Annotated in this window: 14 protein-coding genes; 9 read left to right on the forward strand and 5 right to left on the reverse strand. The window is 72.8% G+C overall.

Features of this window, described 5'->3' with window-relative positions; all coding sequences use genetic code 11:
* Positions 1-79: 79 nt before the first annotated feature.
* Positions 80-1,975: a hypothetical protein gene (locus KIK06_RS28690; RefSeq protein ID WP_268645771.1), complete on the forward strand. Its 1,896-nt coding sequence runs from the start codon at positions 80-82 to the stop codon at positions 1,973-1,975.
* Between the two features lie 7 nt (positions 1,976-1,982).
* Here the strand turns inward: KIK06_RS28690 and KIK06_RS28695 are convergent, their stop codons facing one another.
* Positions 1,983-2,732: a class I SAM-dependent methyltransferase gene (locus KIK06_RS28695; RefSeq protein ID WP_268646253.1), complete on the reverse strand. Its 750-nt coding sequence runs from the start codon at positions 2,730-2,732 to the stop codon at positions 1,983-1,985.
* On the reverse strand, positions 2,732-3,478 hold the full coding sequence (locus KIK06_RS28700; protein WP_268645772.1) for a class I SAM-dependent methyltransferase: 747 nt from the start codon (positions 3,476-3,478) through the stop codon (positions 2,732-2,734). The genes KIK06_RS28695 and KIK06_RS28700 overlap by 1 nt, the downstream gene beginning before the upstream one ends.
* Positions 3,479-3,646: 168 nt before the next feature.
* Here KIK06_RS28700 and KIK06_RS28705 point away from each other — a divergent pair, with 168 nt between their 5' ends.
* Entirely contained in the window at positions 3,647-5,656 is a 2,010-nt protein-coding gene (locus KIK06_RS28705; protein ID WP_268645773.1) for a hypothetical protein, read from the forward strand.
* Between the two features lie 209 nt (positions 5,657-5,865).
* Here KIK06_RS28705 and KIK06_RS28710 read toward each other — a convergent pair whose 3' ends face one another.
* Positions 5,866-7,188 carry an acyltransferase family protein gene (locus KIK06_RS28710; protein ID WP_268645774.1) on the reverse strand — a complete coding sequence of 441 codons (1,323 nt, stop codon included), beginning with the start codon at positions 7,186-7,188 and terminating at the stop codon, positions 5,866-5,868.
* Between the two features lie 167 nt (positions 7,189-7,355).
* Here KIK06_RS28710 and KIK06_RS28715 point away from each other — a divergent pair, with 167 nt between their 5' ends.
* The 7 genes from KIK06_RS28715 (at position 7,356) to KIK06_RS28745 (ending at position 14,818) form a co-directional block, all read left to right on the forward strand.
* A complete protein-coding gene (locus tag KIK06_RS28715) occupies positions 7,356-8,297 on the forward strand; it encodes a DUF3068 domain-containing protein (protein WP_268645775.1) in 942 nt (313 codons plus the stop codon).
* The gene (locus KIK06_RS28720; protein WP_017598258.1) at positions 8,281-9,219 is read left to right on the forward strand and encodes a decaprenyl-phosphate phosphoribosyltransferase; all 939 of its coding nucleotides are present in this window, start codon (positions 8,281-8,283) and stop codon (positions 9,217-9,219) included. The genes KIK06_RS28715 and KIK06_RS28720 overlap by 17 nt, the downstream gene beginning before the upstream one ends.
* Complete coding sequence (locus KIK06_RS28725) at positions 9,216-10,574, forward strand: FAD-binding protein (RefSeq protein WP_268645776.1); 1,359 nt, start codon at positions 9,216-9,218, stop codon at positions 10,572-10,574. The genes KIK06_RS28720 and KIK06_RS28725 overlap by 4 nt, the downstream gene beginning before the upstream one ends.
* Before the next feature lie 41 nt (positions 10,575-10,615).
* Positions 10,616-11,368, forward strand: a complete 753-nt coding sequence (locus KIK06_RS28730) for a decaprenylphospho-beta-D-erythro-pentofuranosid-2-ulose 2-reductase (protein WP_268645778.1) — start codon at positions 10,616-10,618, stop codon at positions 11,366-11,368.
* Positions 11,369-11,426: 58 nt separating this feature from the next.
* Positions 11,427-12,578 carry a sensor histidine kinase gene (locus tag KIK06_RS28735; protein ID WP_268645779.1) on the forward strand — a complete coding sequence of 384 codons (1,152 nt, stop codon included), beginning with the start codon at positions 11,427-11,429 and terminating at the stop codon, positions 12,576-12,578.
* A complete protein-coding gene (locus tag KIK06_RS28740) occupies positions 12,575-13,246 on the forward strand; it encodes a response regulator transcription factor (protein ID WP_268645780.1) in 672 nt (223 codons plus the stop codon). The genes KIK06_RS28735 and KIK06_RS28740 overlap by 4 nt, the downstream gene beginning before the upstream one ends.
* Before the next feature lie 165 nt (positions 13,247-13,411).
* Positions 13,412-14,818 carry an alpha/beta hydrolase family protein gene (locus KIK06_RS28745; protein WP_268645781.1) on the forward strand — a complete coding sequence of 469 codons (1,407 nt, stop codon included), beginning with the start codon at positions 13,412-13,414 and terminating at the stop codon, positions 14,816-14,818.
* A 68-nt stretch (positions 14,819-14,886) separates the two neighbouring features.
* Here the strand turns inward: KIK06_RS28745 and KIK06_RS28750 are convergent, their stop codons facing one another.
* Entirely contained in the window at positions 14,887-16,269 is a 1,383-nt protein-coding gene (locus tag KIK06_RS28750; RefSeq protein WP_442789838.1) for an MFS transporter, read from the reverse strand.
* Positions 16,270-16,292: 23 nt separating this feature from the next.
* Complete coding sequence (locus KIK06_RS28755) at positions 16,293-17,213, reverse strand: oxygenase MpaB family protein (protein WP_268645782.1); 921 nt, start codon at positions 17,211-17,213, stop codon at positions 16,293-16,295.
* Between the last annotated feature and the right edge of the window lie 68 nt (positions 17,214-17,281).

The following is a 17,281-nucleotide window of genomic DNA, read 5'->3' on the forward strand; positions in this document are numbered from 1 at the left end:
GAGAACCGGATCCGGGTTCACGGAGTCCAAGGGAGCGCACAGGCCGACCCTCGTGCCGTGCTGGAACGGAGCCCCCACCGTGCGCCCCACCTTCCGTCGGATCGCCGCCCTTCTCTGCCTGCTGGCCCTGACCGGCTCCCTCGCCGCGGTCGGCGTACACCAGCCTCCGGCGCACGCCAGCGCGCAGATCGCCGAGGCGGCCGAGGCGCTGGCGGACGGGCCGGGGGTGTGGGCAGCCGACGACTTCGGGGCCACGCTGACCCCGGAGACGATCGCCCTGGTCGAGGAGGCCTACGACCGATCCGAGGTACCGATCCGGTTGGCGCTGGTCACGGAGGACGTCGACGGTCAGTGGGAGGACCACCTGACCGCCGAGGCGTTCGCCGCCGCGGTGGGGGAGCCCGGTGTCTACCTGGTGCACGGCGAGACCGGCGCGGCTCTGTCCGAACCCGAGGTCGAGCAGTCCTGGGCGGTGATCGGCGACGCGACCACTCCGGAGGAGATCGAGGACCTCTTCTACCTTCACCCCTACGCGGGGCTGCTGACCGGGGTTCCCGACCTGGTGAACGGCGAGGTGAGCTCCGGGCTGCGCGCGCTCGCCGACGGCGGTGGCGTGTACGTGGACCCGGTGGTGTCGGCGGTCTTTCCCGAGATCGACGCCGAGGCGATCGAAACGGCTCTTGAGGGTGCGGGCGACGTCCGCTTCGGGGTGGTCTCCGGTGTCGCCGCCCCGGGGAACGAGAAGGACCGAGGGGAGCTGTACGGCGCCATCGAGCGGAGTCTGGCTCTGGACATGCTGGAGGGCGCGGACAGAGACGCCATGGTGGTCCTGTTGAGCTGGAACGGTGAGGCTTTCCGGCCCGTTGCCGCCTCGGGTCCCGAAGCCATGGAGGCCGCCGAGATCGAGGACCTGTTCTGGGGCTCAATGGCTCCGGAGCAGGCGATCCCCGCCGCTCGGGTGATGGGCGCGATCCTGGGCCCGGGCGTCATCGAACAGGCCGGGGTCGCCCTCGCCGAGGACGTGCTGTACGTCCACCCGTCGGTCTCCGACGGACTCACCGGCGCCGAGTTCAGCCGGGCCGCTGAGAACGTGGCTGATTACCCGGGTGACCTGCGAGTGGCCATCCTGCCGAGTCAGGCGGTCGAACGGGCGTTGGGCGACAACGTCGCCCTGTTCGCGAACGAGGTCGCCGCGGTGCTGGCCGAGGGCACGGACGGTGATGTCGTCGTGTACTCGGTCGACCCGTTGGGCGCGGTTCCCCCGATGGTGTCGGAGACGGACCCGTTCAGCGCCCCCGACCGTTTCCTGGAGGACGATGACGGTGCCAGGGAGATCCTCGCCGACTTCGAGGAGGAGGGAGGTTCTTTCTGGGAGAGCCTGTTGTCCTGGTGGATGGGGCCCCCTTGGTGGAAGGCGGTCCTGTCGATCATCGTGCTCGGGATCCTCCTCTGCTGCTGGCCGTTGATCCCGATCGGCCTGTCCGATCTGTACAAGACCCTGAAGGCGAGGAGGGCCGCCGGAGACCGCGGCCGCACGCGTGGGAACCGGCGGGGCCGATCGGCGAGGGGGATCAGGCCGGTCGTGCGATCCGTGGTCGGAGCGGTGGCCATGAAGGCGTTGACGCTCCTGGCCTCGGCGGACCGGGCGCCGGCGGCCGAGCGGCAGCGGCGGCGTGCGGCGGAGAGGGAGCGCGCGACCCAGGACGGGGAGCGTGCCGCGCGCGACGCCGCGTGGGTGGAGCGGATGCGGCCGCGGACCGACGAGATGATCACCGAGCTGGGGGAGGTGCTGGCCCAGGCGCCGACGCCCGAGCCGGACCGGCTCGACGAGTTCGAGCGGCTGATGAACGCCTACACCGAGCTCAGGGACGCCTGCCGCGACGCGGGCACCAGGAGCGAGATGGACCGGGTCCGGAACAGGGCGCGGCGCACCTTGAAGCGGGCCCGGACCCACGCGGAGAACCCGCGGGAGTAGACCCGCCTCACCGCTTGCGCAGGACCAGGAGGAGGTTCCACGTGACGATCTCGCGCAGGAGCGGCACGTGGATGATCGGCTTCGTCCACGTCGGCAGGTAGCGCGGCCGGATGTCGACCACGTCCACGTCGGTCCGCCCCCGCGTCCAGTCGAGCATCTCCTTGGCGTGGGCGGCGTACATCGTGCGGCCGAAGTCGTTCTTGGGCCGCCGCCCGTTCCGGCGGGCGAACCGCTCGGCGGCGTAGGAACCGCCCAGGTAGTGCCAGGGGGAGGTCTCGTGGCCGCCCCACGGGGACAGCCACAGCGTGTACGACAGGTACACGAGGCCGCCCGGCCGGGTGACCCTGACCATCTCGTCGGCCATCCGGGTCCGGTCGGGGACGTGCTCCAGGACGTTGGAGGAGAAGCACACGTCGACCGAACCGCCGCGCAGCGGCAGGTCGAGCGCGCTGCCCTGCACGCCGTGGGTGTCGGCCTCGCGCCCGTGCAGCCGCATCTCGTGGGCGTCGGAGTCCACACAGAGGCACCGCGCCCCGGCGGCGCGCAGTTCGTCGGCGAAGTAGCCGGGACCGCCGCCGACGTCGACCACCACCCGCCCGTCCAGCGGCGTGTACGAGCGCAGTTGGTCGACGGTGTCGCGGGCCAGCAGCCCGTAGAAGAACGCCGGATCGGTCTGCTCCTTGCGGAACGCCGAGAACAGGGTGACGGACCGGCCGAGCGTCGCGCGGAAGGGGACCGTGCCGTCGGGATGGGTCATCATCCGGAGGCCTTCCCGTCCATGGTGATGAAGTGACGCAGGTGCCGCCAGTGGTCACCGCCCCAGTACTCGTCGGAGGCGACGATCCGCCCGCCGGGCACCTGTGCGGCCACCCGGTCGGTGCTCAGGGTGTGCATGCGCATCGGCGCCGGGTAGCGCAGGACCACCCGCTGGGCCAGGCGGATGAGCGGGAACGGCGCGTACCGGAACACCAGCCCCTTGAACGTGCGGCGCTCGGACTCGGGAACGCCGATCACCATCGCCCCGCCCGGCCGCACCACCCGGGCGAACTCGCGCAGGTAGCCGTCGGCGAGGTCGGGGGGCAGGTGCTGGAGGACCAGGTCGGTGTAGACGAGGTCGAAGGAGTCGTCGTCGAACGCGGACAGGTCCGGGCGTTCGTTGAGTTCGAAGGAGATCCTGCCCCCGGAGCGGTCGAGCCGACGCGCCTCGGCGAGCATGGGCGCGGAGATGTCCACGCCCACGACGCGGTCGAAGTGCGCGGCGAGCGCGTTGGACAGCCGTCCCGCGCCGCAGCCGAAGTCCAGCACCCGGCCGGTGTCGGGGTGGATGCCCAGCTCGCGCAGGCGCGCGACGGCCGGGTCGATCTCGGCCCTGCCCGAGGCGAGGAACTCGTCGTCGTCCCACCCTCCGTCGCGCTTGGCCGGATCCACGCACACCGCCCACAGCGGCTCGGTGGAACCCAGCCGGGTCCAGTCGCGGCGGACCTGTTCGAGTCCCACCGACATCACCCCCACAGTGCTCTGCTCCCGAGCCTCACACTTTGACTGGATCATGTTCCTGCGGCGATGTGGCAGGCCTTCCAGGTGTATTCGACTGTTCGAGAGGAAAAGTGGAACGTGTTGTATTCTGGCACCCATGTCGCGGGTTGGCCAACCTAGGCCGGGAGGGTACCCATGCCGCCAGTTTCCCCCACCTCCGGCGCAGGGGACGCCGCGCAGGCGTCGGCCCCGGACGGGGCACCCAGCGTACGCCGCGAGGACGAGGTCCCCCGAGAGCGGACCTCCCCGACCGAGGCGCTGTCCGCGGCGGGCGGGCTCGTCCGCTCCCTGGCGCGCGACCGGCTGGTCCTGGCCGCGGCGGCGATCATCGCGGTCTCCGTGGCCCTGCGGATCCACGTGCTGAACGCGTCCTACTTCGTCGAGGACGACTTCCTGTTCTTCGCCGCCGCCGACACCACCGACCTCACCCCCGAGTACCTCTTCGGCCTGCACAAGGGCCACTTCATGCCGGGGGCCCTGTTCCTGGTCTACCTCCAGACCGCCTTCTGGCCCTTCGACTGGTGGGTCAGCGCGGGCGTCATGCTCGTCCTCCAGACGCTCTCCGTGGTGGTCTTCCTGCGTGTGCTGTGGGAGCTGTTCGGACGCCGCTGGGCCCTGCTGATCCCCCTGACCGCGATCGCGCTGGCCCCGCTGACCGTGCCCGTCCTCGGCTGGTGGTCCGCCGCGCTCAACGCCGTCCCGTTCCAGCTGGCGACGGCGCTCGCCCTGCTGTGGACCGTGCGCCACGTGCGCACCGGGGACCAGCGCGCGGGGTGGTTCGCCGCGGGCTCGGTGGTGTTCGGGATGCTGTTCTCCGTCAAGGCGATGTTCCTGCCGCCCCTGCTGCTGGCCGTGGCCGTCGCCTTCCTGTACCCCGGAGGCCTGGTCGCGTCGGCCCGCCGCGCCTGGCGCGTCCGCCGCCCCTTCTGGGGCGCCATGGCCGCGCTGTTCGCCGGATACACGGTCCTGTACCTGGCGCGGATGCGCGCGAGCGACGGCGGGGAGGGGGCGGGCGTCCCCGAGGGCGAACCCGCGTTCGCCATGCTGCGCGGCCTGCTCACCGAGGTCTTCCCGGTCGGCGCGCTGGGCGGTCCCCTGGAGTGGGGCCCGGTCACCCCGGCCGGCGGGCTCATCGACCCGCGCGGCTGGATCGTGCTGGGCTCCTGGGCGGTCCTCGCGGGGATCGTCCTGGCGAGCGTGTGGTGGCGCCGCCGCTCCTGGCGGGCGTGGGCCCTGATGTTCGGCTACCTGCTGTGCGCCGACATCATTCCGACGATCATCGCGCGCGGCCGTTTCCAGGACGTGGCCGCCGCCGACCCCAGGTACGTCGCGGACGCCGCGCTCGTGTTCGCGCTGTGCCTGGCCCTGGCCTTCCTGCCCACCCGTGAGGAGCGCGACCACCCCTCCGCGGCCCCTGAGGAGGCGGACGCCGCGCCGTACCCCTACCGGGCGCGGCCCGGGAGGTCGGCACGGGTGTCGGCGGCCCTGGCCACGGTCGTGTACGCGGCCGCGGCCGCCTACTCCGCGCACACCTACGCCGGAACGCTCAACGGCGAACGGTTGGAGTGGTACCTGGACACGGTCCGCAACTCGATGGCGTCCGTGCCGGAGGAGGGCGGCCTGTACTCGCGCCCCGTCCCCAACGACATCGTCCTGGAGTGGAACGGCTCCCGGCGGCTGAGCTCGTGGGTCCTCGCGCCGCTGGCCCCGCCGGACGTCGCCGAGCGCATGCGCTCCCCCGAGCAGTCCGACACCGCCTACGTGTTCAACGACGCCGGGTACCTGGTCAACGCCCGGCCGGGAGAGGGCGGGTACGTGTTCGGTCCCGGGGCGGCCGGCGAGTGCATCGAGACCTGGGGCGGCAGCCTGTCGTGGCCGGTGCGCGTCTACGGCGGCGTCCAGCAGGTGGTCACCATCGGCTACACGGCACAGGAGGACACCGAGGCGGAGCTCCTGCTGGGCGACGCCTGGCTCGAACTGGACCTTCCCGCCGCGGAGGCGGGCGCCAACTGGTACGTGCCCGTGGCAGCCCCGGGGGAGCGCCTGACCCTGCACACCGACCCCGAGGAACTGTGTGTGACCTGGGTGTCGGTGGGCGAGATGGCGCCGTCCGTCGAGGGCAACCCCTGGGACGCGCAGGACTAGCCTCCGTCTCCTGGAACGGTCACCTCAGGGGGTCTGACGTTCGGGCGCCGGCGGGGTGCTTATGGATGGGGCCGCGCCGCAGGCGTCCGTTGAGGGTGGTGGAGGGCGACGAAGAGGGAGGTTCCGCGGCCGAAGGCCGTCCGTTGAGGGTGGTGGAGGGCGACGGGCGGGCCGAAGCGAGGCGGAGGACCGAAACGAACACAGTGCCCCTACCGCACGAACCTCGGCGTGTGCCTGCGGGACCACCGGCGGCTGGGCTCCTCCACCCACCGGAACGTGGCCCAGGCCAGGAGGACCGTCACCAGTGTCACCGGCAGCGCGTCCAGCCAGAACGAGCCGGTGAAGATCTCCTGTCCGGTGAAGTCCCGCCACAGGTACAGGACCATGAACTGCCACAGGAACACCCCGTAGGAGATCCGGGCGAGGAACTGGCACACCCGGTGCCGCAGCAGCGTCTCCATCCAGCGGCCCCCGGTCCAGGAGCGCGGATCGCGCAGCCGCGTCGGATCGCCGGTGGGCCGGGGCGCGAGCGCGGCGGGGGCGAGGACGAAGAAGGCGAAGCCGATCCCCGTCGCCGAGTTCAGCCCCGAACTCCAGATGTCGCCCGCGCCGATGAACCGTCCACCGGCCGCGGGAGTGGCGTTCAGGACGTAGAAGGCCCCCGCCACCAGCCAGCACACCCCCGGCGAGGCGGCGACGGTCCGGCAGAAGCGCCGTACGGGGCCGCCCCGGCCGGGTTCGCGCCAGGCCCACTCCGAGAGCACCGCGAGCGCCATCCCGGCGGCGAACAGCCCCAGCGAACGCGGCAGCCACGCGTGCATGTACTCGCGCGCCTCCGGATAGAACTGCGGGACCAGGGCGCCGAAGGCGAGCGCGGTCATCAGCGCCAGTCCGATCATGAGCCGCCGCCCCCGCGCGTCGACCGTCCGGCCGCGCCGGGCCCACAGGGACAGGGCGAGGGCGATCAGCGGCAGCAGGAGGTAGAAGCTGACCTCGACGGACAGGCTCCACATCTGGCCGAGCCCGTAGGGCCCGGTGCCGAGCCACGGCGGGTCGGTGTCGAAGGGGAAGGTCAGCGTAAGGACCTCGCCCCAGTACAGGAGGGACCCCAGTTCCTCCCGTGAGTAGACCAGCAGCGCCGTCACGGCCACCACCCAGTAGGCGGGGAACACGCGTACGGCGCGCCGCCACAGGTAGGGGCGGGCGCGCGGCCCCGGCGCACCGTCGAGCACCGCGCGGGCCCAGGGCCGGTACAGCAGCACGCCGGAGAGCGCGAAGAAGAGCGGGACGGCCAGGTCCATAGAGGCCAGGAGCCCGCCGAGCACCCCGGGGGCGAGCGCGTCCCCGGTCTCGGTGGCCACGTGGAAGAGCAGCACCATCACGGCTGCCACGGCACGGATGCCGTCGAGGGTCTCGTGGCGGCCGTCGACCTGGGGCAGCACGAGCGCGGGGTCGAGGGGCCGGGTGGAGGTCGGCGCGCCCCCGGAGGGGGACCCTGTGGGGTCCTCGGGCGCGGTCGGCGTGGGCGCCATGGGGCCTTCCAGAGCGGGAGTCCATTGAAACGCGATGCACTAGAACGTGTTATAAAAATTCAGACACGCCCTGGTGACGTTGTTCACTACTGGGCAGTACTCTACCCGGAACTGAAGCTAGTTCCAGTCTGTTCCGGTCCCTGACTCTCATCCGCCCAGGAGGGCACATGCGCCGTATCGCCGCGGTCGTTCTCATCGCGTTGGGGGTCTTCTGCCTCGCTCTCGCACCCATGATGCGTATGTGGATGGCGAGCTCCCTGATGAAGACTCCACTGGACTACTACAGCCAAACCGTCAACGTCGGGGAGGTCGACTACTTCAACATCGAGGAGGTGGAGTTCGTCGAGGGCGCCGCCGTCGAGGCCCACGCCACCATCCGCGCGGACGTGGCCTCCAGCACCGACGACACCGTCGTCTGGGACCAGTTCACCTGGATCACGGACACCGACCGGGACTTCGGCATCTCCTCCAGCAGCCGCAGAGCCGGACACGACCGGGTCACCGGTGAGGCCGTCGACTGCTGCGACGCGATGATCGACGAGGAGTCGGTCGTCCAGGCGGGTCAGCTCTGGAAGTTCCCCTTCATGACCGAGCAGCGGGACTACGACTTCTTCGAGACCACCGTCGAGGAGGTCGTCCCCATGAGGTTCGACGGCGTCGAGGAGATCCAGGGCGTCGAGACCTACCGCTTCGTCCAGACCGTCGAGCCGACCGTCGTCGGCGAGCGCACCATCCCCCGCTCGGTCGCCGGTCTGGAGGGAGAGGGCGACGTCACCGGCGACGAGACCTTCTCCATCACCCGCACCTACTGGATCGAGCCGGTCTCGGGCACCCCCGTCAACGTGGTCGAGGACCAGCACCGCGCCGTCGTCGTCGACGGCGAGGAGGTCCTGGTCCTGCTCAGCGGTGAGCTCGCGTTCAACCAGGCGAGCATCGACAAGAAGATCGAGGACACCGAGCAGGCCCGCGCCGTCCTGCCCCTGCTGCGCACCACGCTGCCGATCGGGCTCGGCGTCCTCGGGCTCGGCCTCATCGCCGTCGCCGTCGTCCTCCTGACCACCGGGCGCCGCGGCGTGGACACCGGACTCCGCAGTGCGAACGTCGGCTGACCCGTCGCCTCCGACCGGCCGGTCACCGGCGGGCCCGACGTCCGGGCGCGCCGGTGACCGGCCGCATCCGCTGGTCGCCCTCGCCCGGGCGTGCCGGCCCCGGCAGTGGCTGAAGAACCTGCTGGTGTTCGCCGCCCCAGGCGCGGCCGGGGCACTCGACCAACCCCAGGCGCTGCTGGTGTGCGCGTGCCTGTTCGCGCTCTTCTGCCTCGCGGCCAGCGGCACCTACCTGCTCAACGACGTCCACGACGCACGCGCCGACCGCTCCCACGAGCGCAAACGCCACCGCCCGGTGGCCTCCGGCGCCCTGCCCGTTCCCGTGGCCGTCATCGCCGGGATCGTGTTCGGCGTCGCGGCGCCCCTGGCCTCTCTGGCACTGGGCGACCTCCGCGTCACCGGACTGCTCGCCGGGTACGTCCTGCTCACCCTCCTCTACACCCGCCTCCTCCGCGACGTGGTCCTGTGCGACCTGGTCGTCGTGGCCGGATGCCACGTCCTGCGCGCCGTCGCCGGGGGCGTCGCCGTCGGCGTCCCCCTCACCTCCTGGTTCGTGCTCGTGCTCTCCCTGGGCGCGCTCCTGGTGGTGGTCGGCAAGCGCGAGGCCGAACTGCGCGCCGCCGGATCCGGCACGCCCGTGCGCCGCACGCTGTGCGCCTACACCAGGAGCTACCTCACCCAGACCCGCACCATGGCCTCCGGCGCGATGATCGTCACCTACTTCCTGTGGGCGCTGGAACCGGGCGGACACACGCTCTGGCACACACTGAGTATCGTTCCGTTCGTCATGTTCGTCCTGCGCTACAACCTGCTCGTCGACCGGGGGGTCGGCGAGGAACCCGAGGAGATCGCCCTGCGGGACCGCCCGATCCAGATCATGCTCGTCACGCTCGTGGCCCTCGTCGCCGCCGGGATCCACCTTTGAACCCGCCGACGCTGCTCACCGGTTGGGGCCGCACCGCGCCGACCGCCGCCCGCGTCGTCCGGCCCCGGACCGCGCGTCAGGCCGCCGACGCCCTGGCCAGCGCGGGACCGCGCGGCGCCCTCGCCCGCGGGCTCGGCCGCTCCTACGGCGACGCCGCCCAGGCCGCGGGCGGTCTCGTCCTGGACTGCACGGAACTGACCGGGCCGCCCCGACTCGACCCCGACCGCGGCGAGGTCACCGCGCCCGCGGGCACGAGTATGGGACGGCTCATCACCGCTCTGCTGCGCGAGGGGCACTTCGTCCCCGTCACCCCCGGGACCCGGCACGTCACCCTGGGCGGAGCGATCGCCGCCGACGTCCACGGCAAGAACCACCACGCAGACTCCTCACTCGGCGCGCACGTCCGGGCCCTCACCCTGGTCACCCCCGACGGCCGAACCCGACGGCTGAGCCCCGACGGCGACGACACCGACCTGTTCTGGGCGACCGTCGGCGGCATGGGCCTCACCGGAGTCATCACCGAGGCCACCATCGCCGTCCACCCCGTCGAGACCGCCTACGCCCGGGTGGACACCGACCGCACCGGCGGCCTCGACGCCACACTGGACCTCATGGCGCGCACCGACGACGACTACCGGTACACCGTGTGCTGGCTCGACCTGCTGGCCCGGGGCGCCGCGACCGGGCGGGGCGTCCTCACCCGCGCCCACCACGCGCGGATCGCCGACCTTCCGCGCCCGCTGCGCCGCGATCCCCTGCACCACCGCCCCACGGCACCGGTCGGGGCTCCCCCCTGGGCGCCGCCGCGCCTGCTCAACCGGTGGACCGTCGGCGCGTTCAACGCCGCCTACCACGCGGCCGCGCCCGAACGCCGCCGCGGCCAGGCCCAGCCCCTGTCCTCCTTCTTCCACCCGCTCGACGCCGTGCGCGGCTGGAACCGGGTGTACGGACCGCACGGGCTGGTCCAGTACCAGTTCGTCGTGCCCTTCGGTGCGGAGGACACCCTCACCGACATCGTGACCGGCCTGTCGCGCGCGGGAGCGCCGTCCTTCCTCGCCGTCCTCAAACGCATGGGCGAGCCCACCCCCGGACCGCTCTCCTTCCCGCGCCCCGGATGGACCCTCGCGCTCGACCTGCCCGCGGACCTGCCCGGGCTGGGACGGCTGCTCGACGGGTTCGACGAGCGCCTGCTCGAGGTCGGCGGCCGCCTGTACCTGGCCAAGGACAGCCGCGCCCGCGCCGAGACCGTGCACGCGATGTACCCCGACCTGCCCGCGTGGCGGCGCGTCCGCGAGCGGGCCGACCCCGACGGGGTGCTCGTCTCCGACCTCGCGCGCCGTCTGCGCCTGGTCTGACGGCGGCCCCGACACACAGCCGAAGGAGAGGACGACCGACCATGCGCGACTCGGTGGGAACCGTGCGGACGGTGCTGCTGCTCGGCGGCCGGAGCGAGATCGGCCTGGCCATCGTCGAACGGCTGGTCAGGGACGGCGCCCGCGAGGTGGTGCTCGCGGCCCGGGGCGGCGTGGAGGCGTACCCGAGCGCGCTCACCGCCCTCGGCGCCACCGTGCGCTCGGTGGACTTCGACGCGACCCTCCCCGACACCCACGTGAAGGTCGTCGACCACGTCGTGGAACTGGTCGGCGACCTGGACGTGGTCGTGGACGCGTTCGGCGTCCTGGGGGACCAGGCGGAGTTCGAGGCCGACCCGGCCGCCGCCGCCCGCGCCGCGGCGGTCACCTACACGGGACACGTGTCCGTCGGTCTGGCCGTGGCCGCGCGCCTGCGCGCCCAGGGCCACGGCGCGTTGGTCGTGCTCTCGTCCGTGGCCGGGGTGCGGGTGCGCCGGTTCAACTTCGTCTACGGGTCGGCCAAGGCCGGTCTGGACGGCTTCGCGCAGGGGTTGGCCGACTCCCTGCACGGCACCGGCGCGCGCGTGCTGGTGGTGCGCCCGGGCTACGTGCCGACGCGGATGTCCGCGCACGTGGATCCCGCGCCCTTCCCCGCCACGCCGGGGCGGGTGGCCGAGGCGGTGGCGGCCGGGTTGCGCTCCGGGTCCACCACGGTGTGGGCCCCGCGCGTGCTGGGACCGGTGTTCGCGGGGATGCGGATGCTCCCCCGGGCGGTGTGGCGGCGGCTGGGCCGCTGACCGGTCTCAGACCACGGTCGGATGGCGGGCGGCGGCGCCCTCACTAGCATGGGCCGGTATGTCCGACCGGAGACCGATCCGAACACGGCACGTCGGTGCCGACGTCCGCCTACCCGTGTGGGTCGAGGACGCCGCGCTCGCCAGCGGTGTCGCGGCGGTCGGGGCCGCCTTCGCGCTCTCCGATCCCCTCGCCGCGGTGCTGAGCGTGGCCCTGGGAGCCTCCCTCGCGGTGCGCAGGACCCTTCCGGCCCTGGCCCTGGCGTGGGCGACCGCCGCCGCGGGAGCACACGCGCTCCTCCTGACCGGACCCACCGCCGCGGTGATCGCCGTACCCGTCCTGGTCCACGGGCTCGCCCGATGGTCCCGGAGGGCGCCGGCACGGGTCGGTCTCGGCGTCGCGCTGGCCGGGGCCGTGGTCGGTCCCGTCCGGTGGCTGACGACCGGGGAGGAGGCGGTCGCCGCCGGGGACGTGCTGACGACCGTGGCGGCCCACGCGGGCGTGGTGCTGGTCGCCTACGCCCTCGGCCGCCGGGGACGGGACCGGGCGGACCGGGCCGCCGCCGAGGCGGTGGCCGAGGAGCGCGGCCGGATCGCACGGGAGGTGCACGACATCGTGGCGCACTCGCTGTCCGTGATCGCCGTCCAGGCCGAGGGAGGCCGGGCCCTGGCCGCGCGCGGCCCGGAGCGCACCTTCGAGGTGTTGTCGGTGGTCTCGGCGACCGCCCGGGAGGCGCTGGAGGACATGAGGGAGATGGTCGCGCTGCTGCGGCGGGGCGACACTCCCGGGAGCCCGGAGGGAAACCGGCCCCCTCCGGGGCTCGCCGACCTCGGGGAACTCGTCGGCGGGCTCGGGGGCCGGGCCCGGTTGCGGGTCGACGGGCCGCCCGCGGCGGTCGGGTCGGTGCTCGGCCTGACGGTCTACCGGCTCGTCCAGGAGTCCGCGACCAACTTCCTGCGCCACGCCGGGTCCGCCGCCGTCCTGGACGTGCTGGTGGTGGTCACGGCGGAGGCGGTCGAGGTCCACGTGAGCGACGACGGACTCGGTTCCGCCGCCCGCGACGACGGTCGCGGACACGGGCTGCGGGCCATGCGGGAGAGGGTCCGCCTGCACGGAGGGACGATGGTGTGCGGTCCGCGGGCACCGGAAGGGTTCGGACTCCACGCGGTGCTTCCGCTGCGGACGCCCACGGAGGAGGGGGTGCGACCATGAGCGTCTCCGTCTTCCTCGTCGACGACCAACGCCTGGTCCGCGACGGTTTCCGGATGATGATCGACGCCCAGGACGACATGGCCGTGGTCGGGGAGGCGGGAGACGGGGCCGCCGCGGTGGAGGCCCTGCGGACGGTCCGCGCGGACGTCGTCCTGATGGACATCCGCATGCCGGTGACGGACGGCGTCGAGGCGACCAGGAGGCTGACCCGGGCGGGGAACCCGGCACGGGTGCTGATCCTGACCACGTTCGACCTCGACGAGTACGTCTTCACGGCGCTCGGGGCCGGTGCCGCGGGGTTCCTCCTCAAGGACGCCCGCCAGGAGGATCTGCTGTCCGCGGTCCGGAGCGTGGCCGACGGCGGCTCCGTCCTGGCGCCGGGGCCGACCCGGCGTCTGCTGGACCGGGTCGTCGACACCCTCCCCGGCGGCCCCGGGCGCAACGCCTACGCCCGATCGCTGGCGACGCTCACGCCGCGTGAGACGGAGGTGCTCCGGGAGATCGCCGCCGGTGCGACGAACCGGGAGATCTGCGACCGCCTCCACATGGCCGAGGGCACCGTCAAGACACATGTGGGCCGCCTGTTGGCGAAACTGGGCCGCCGGGACCGGGTGGGCCTCGTGCTCTTCGCCTTCGAGGCCGGACTGGCCTCCCCGAACACGGACTGAGGCGGGCCGGAGGACCGGGGGGCCACCGCCTGACGGACCGGAGGACCCGGGACCGCGGTCGCATGCCGTGGACGTGAGGTTCGGACTCCGGGTGGATTCCCGCCGCCGCGGCGATCCGTAGTTTCGGTGGTCCCGTCAGCGCCGTGTCCGCCGAGGAGGCTCTCCGTGCCCCTGCCCGAAGCCGTGTTCGTCTGTTCGATCGTCGTCTCGCTGCTCGCCGCCTGGACGCCGCCCCGCGTCCCTGGGCCGCCCGCACGCGTCGCGGCCGTCCTCCTCCTGGCGGCCGGGGCCGGACTGGTGGTGGCGGGTGAACCGCGCTGGCAGTGGCTGCCGATCATCGCGGGGGCGGTCCTCGCCCTGGTGGCCCTCGCGTCGCGCCGACGCGGGCCACGGCGGGCCGCCCGTGGCCTCGTCGCGGCCAGTACGGCCGTGGCCCTGGCGGTGACCGCCGTCGGATCCCTGGCGGCGTGGTCCTTCCCGGTGGTCGTCCTTCCGGAGCCGACGGGGGAGTACGCGGTCGGTACGACCACCGTGCAGTGGGACGACCGGGGACGGGAGGAGACGTGGACGGACGACCCCGACGACCACCGGATCGTGGTCGCCCAGATGTGGTATCCGGCCGACGGGGACGCCGGACCGGGTGACCGCGCTCCCTACCTCGGGCGCAGCGCGGGCGAGGCGCGCGTGGTCGCCGACGGGCTGGCGGACGCGTTCGGTGTCCCCGGATTCCTGCTGGACGACGCGGCCCGAGCCGACACGCACGCGACCACGGGCGCCGAGGTCGCGCCGGGGCGGTCGCGGTACCCGGTGGTGGTCTTCTCTCCCGGTCTCGGGGGTGTGCGCTCCCAGAACACGGCCTGGGCTCAGGAACTGGCGAGCCACGGATACGTCGTGGTCGCGTTGGACCATCCCCACGACTCGGCGGTGGTCGTCCTGGAGGACGGGACGGTCATCCGGGGACGGGTGGCGGCGACGGGCGACCCGGACGAGGACGAGCGGCGCGCCGCGGAGTGGACGTCGATCCGGGCGCAGGACATGCGTTTCGTCCTCGCCCGTCTGCGCGAGGAGAACGACTCCGGTCGGGGACCACTGGCCGGACGGCTCGACCTGCGCCGCGTCGCCGCCGCCGGTCACTCCCTTGGCGGCGCGGCGGCCATCGCGGCCGCGGTCCGGGAACACGGGTTCACGGCCGTGATCGATCTCGACGGGTATCCGGGGCGCGTGGCGGCCACGACCTATCCCCAGCCGCTGCTCGCGCTCGTCGCGGGCGCGGGGACGGGCGACGCCGAAGGCGACCGGCGCTACGCGGAGAGCCTGGACAGGGTCCTGGAGGCGAGCGCCGGACCGGGCTACCGGCTGACGGTCGCCGAGGCCGCGCACCTGAGTTTCACCGACGCGCCCCTCTACCTCCCGCCGGTGCCCTCACTGGTCGGAACGGCCGACCGGACCGCCGCGCACCGGACCACCGCGCGGGCCACGCTCGTCTTCCTCGACGTGACGCTGCGCGGCGCGTCGGAGGATCTCGACGCGGCGCTGTCGGATCTCGGCGGGCTGACCGTGTTCCCCGGGTGACCGGACCGCGTCGCGGCCCGGGTGGGGCGCACCGGGTGTCCGCTCGGCGAGCGGACACCCGGTGGCGCTCACGTCCGCCGCGTGCCCACGCCCGCGGCGGTCAGGCGGTAGAAGGCCAGCGGAACCAGGCACGAGAGCATGATCGCGGCGGGCACCAGCGTGCTCCCGACCAGCATGCCCCGCAGGGCCTCGTCGCTCTGGCGCACGGTCTCGCCCGCGCCGGACTCCACGTATCCGCTGACCGCCAAGGACAGGGACAGCAGTCCCGTGCCCACGGCCTGCGCCATCGCCTCACCCGAGGTCCACACCCCGGACAGAACGCCACCCTGGCGCTGCCCCGACTCGCTCGGTGTGGCCAAGCAGTCGGCCAGCATGGACGCCGGAAGCAGATGGGTTCCGGACAACCCGACACCGACCAGGACGGACGACAGCACCGCCCCGGGCACGCCCCAGACCGGGATGAGCAGCAGCCCCAGACCGCCGAGCGCGAACACCCCGGCCGCGTACCCGGCCGCCGCCCGTTTGTCGACGCGTACCGACAGCCGTTTCCACAGCGGTGCCGTGACCATCAGCGGCACCAGGACGCACATCATGAGAATGCTCGTGTAGGCCGGTTCACCCATGACGTTGGCGGTGACGTAGGGAACGCCCGCCACCATCGTCCCGCTCGCGACCGCCATGAGCAGGTGGGCCGGGAACAGCACCCGGAAGTGCCGGTGGCCGAACGCCGCCCGCAGCTGGGGTAGCAGCCCCTCGGTCCGGTGGCCGAACACCGGACGCGGGGCCCGTCGCGTGCCCGCGACGGAGCCCAGCATGGCCGCCAGGAGCACCGCTCCCATCGCCAGGCCCATGACCCGGTAGCCGGTGGCGTCGTCGTCGAAGGACGACTGGATGACCGGCGCCGCCGCCCCGCCGAGCAGCAGGGCCAGCCCGACGAAGGCGGTCCGCCACGTGTTGAACGTGGACCGCTCGTGGTAGTCGTCGGTGATCTCACCCGGCATCGCGGTGTGCGGTACCTGGAACATCGACGCCGCAAGCGCGGCCGCGACGAAGAGCAGCGCCACGTACCCGGCGGCCGCGTCCCCCTGGAGGGGAGGGCCCGCGAACACGGCCGCGAACAGGACCGGGAGGGTCAGCGCGCCCGCGAGCATCCACGGACGGCGCGGACCCCACGACGATCGCGTCCGATCTGACCAGATGCCGATGTACGGACTGACCAGAAGATCGACCAGCTTGGGCAGGAAGACCACGATCCCCGCCAGAGCGGGACTCACCGAGAGGGAGTCGGTCAGGTAGATGAGCAGCAGCAGGCCCGGAACGGTGTTGAACACACTCGTGGCCACGGCGCCGCTGCCGTACCAGGCGTGCACCGACCGCGGCAGGGCGCCGGACCCGCCCCCACGGGGCTCGTCCCCGGGACCGCCCGCGGGGCCGGACCGGTCGTCGCAGATCGGGGAGCCGGTGGGAGGCGGTGTCACGCCGAACCGTCCGCGCCGGCCCCCTCGACGTGTCCGACCGGGTCGACGTCGTGCGCCACCGGGCAGCTCGCGGGGAACGTGCCGATCCGGTTGACGTCGTAGCCCTTCGGGTAGCTGCGCACGTTCGGGTTGTTGTCCGCCCACAGTGGCTCCTCGCGCGGCTTCATCCTGCGCACCACCTTGGCGCGCAGCTTCAGGGCGATGTCCGAGGAGCGGCGCCAGGCACGGCTCGGCGGGTCGTAGCGGAAGGCCCGGATCAGGGAGTCGTCGAGGATCGCCATCGAGAACTTGCGCGCCAACCCGGCCACACGCGGCGGGTAGAAGGTGACCATGAGGTCGAGGGTGGCGTCGGAGACCGCGCGGCCGCCCTCGGTGTAGGCGAAGTGCTCGTCCTCGTAGGCGTCCAGGAGTGCGCGGAACTCCTCGTAGGTCTCGGGGATGTCCTTGATCCCCATGTGCCTGCCGAGCTTGCGGTAATAGTGCGTGATCGCCGCGATCTCGTGGTCGGTCAGGCGCCGCCAGCCGTACCCGTAGTCGTTGAGCCAGCGCACGGGCATGACGACGAAGGTGCTGAGCACGTAGCGGTAGTCGTCGTTGGAGATGTCGTAGGAGCGGTGCATCTGGTTCATGCGGCGCAGCGCGTCGCGCCCCTGACCGGGCTCGAACCCGTGCCGCATGATGTTGCTCAGGATCAGGGCGGTGTCGTCGTACCGCTTCTGGGTCTGCCCGGTGAACGCGTCCGTCTTCCCGAGCAGTTCACCGATGCTGGGGACCGCGTAGGTGCGGTACAGGGCGATGCCCAGGGCCCGGCCCATGTCCCAGGGGAACTCCAGCGAGGTGAGGATCTGCATGATCCGCACGCAGTCGGCCTCGGGGTCCAGCCGGTGGATCTCGTCGCGCAGGTCGAAGCGCGTCATGACACTCCTTCGTCGGGGGTGGTGTGGGGCGGGGGATGGGGGGAGGGACGGCGCCGCGGTGGGGATTC

The organism is Nocardiopsis sp. EMB25 (genome assembly GCF_026797795.1).
In the GTDB taxonomy this organism is placed as follows: Bacteria; Actinomycetota; Actinomycetes; order Streptosporangiales; family Streptosporangiaceae; genus Nocardiopsis; species Nocardiopsis lucentensis.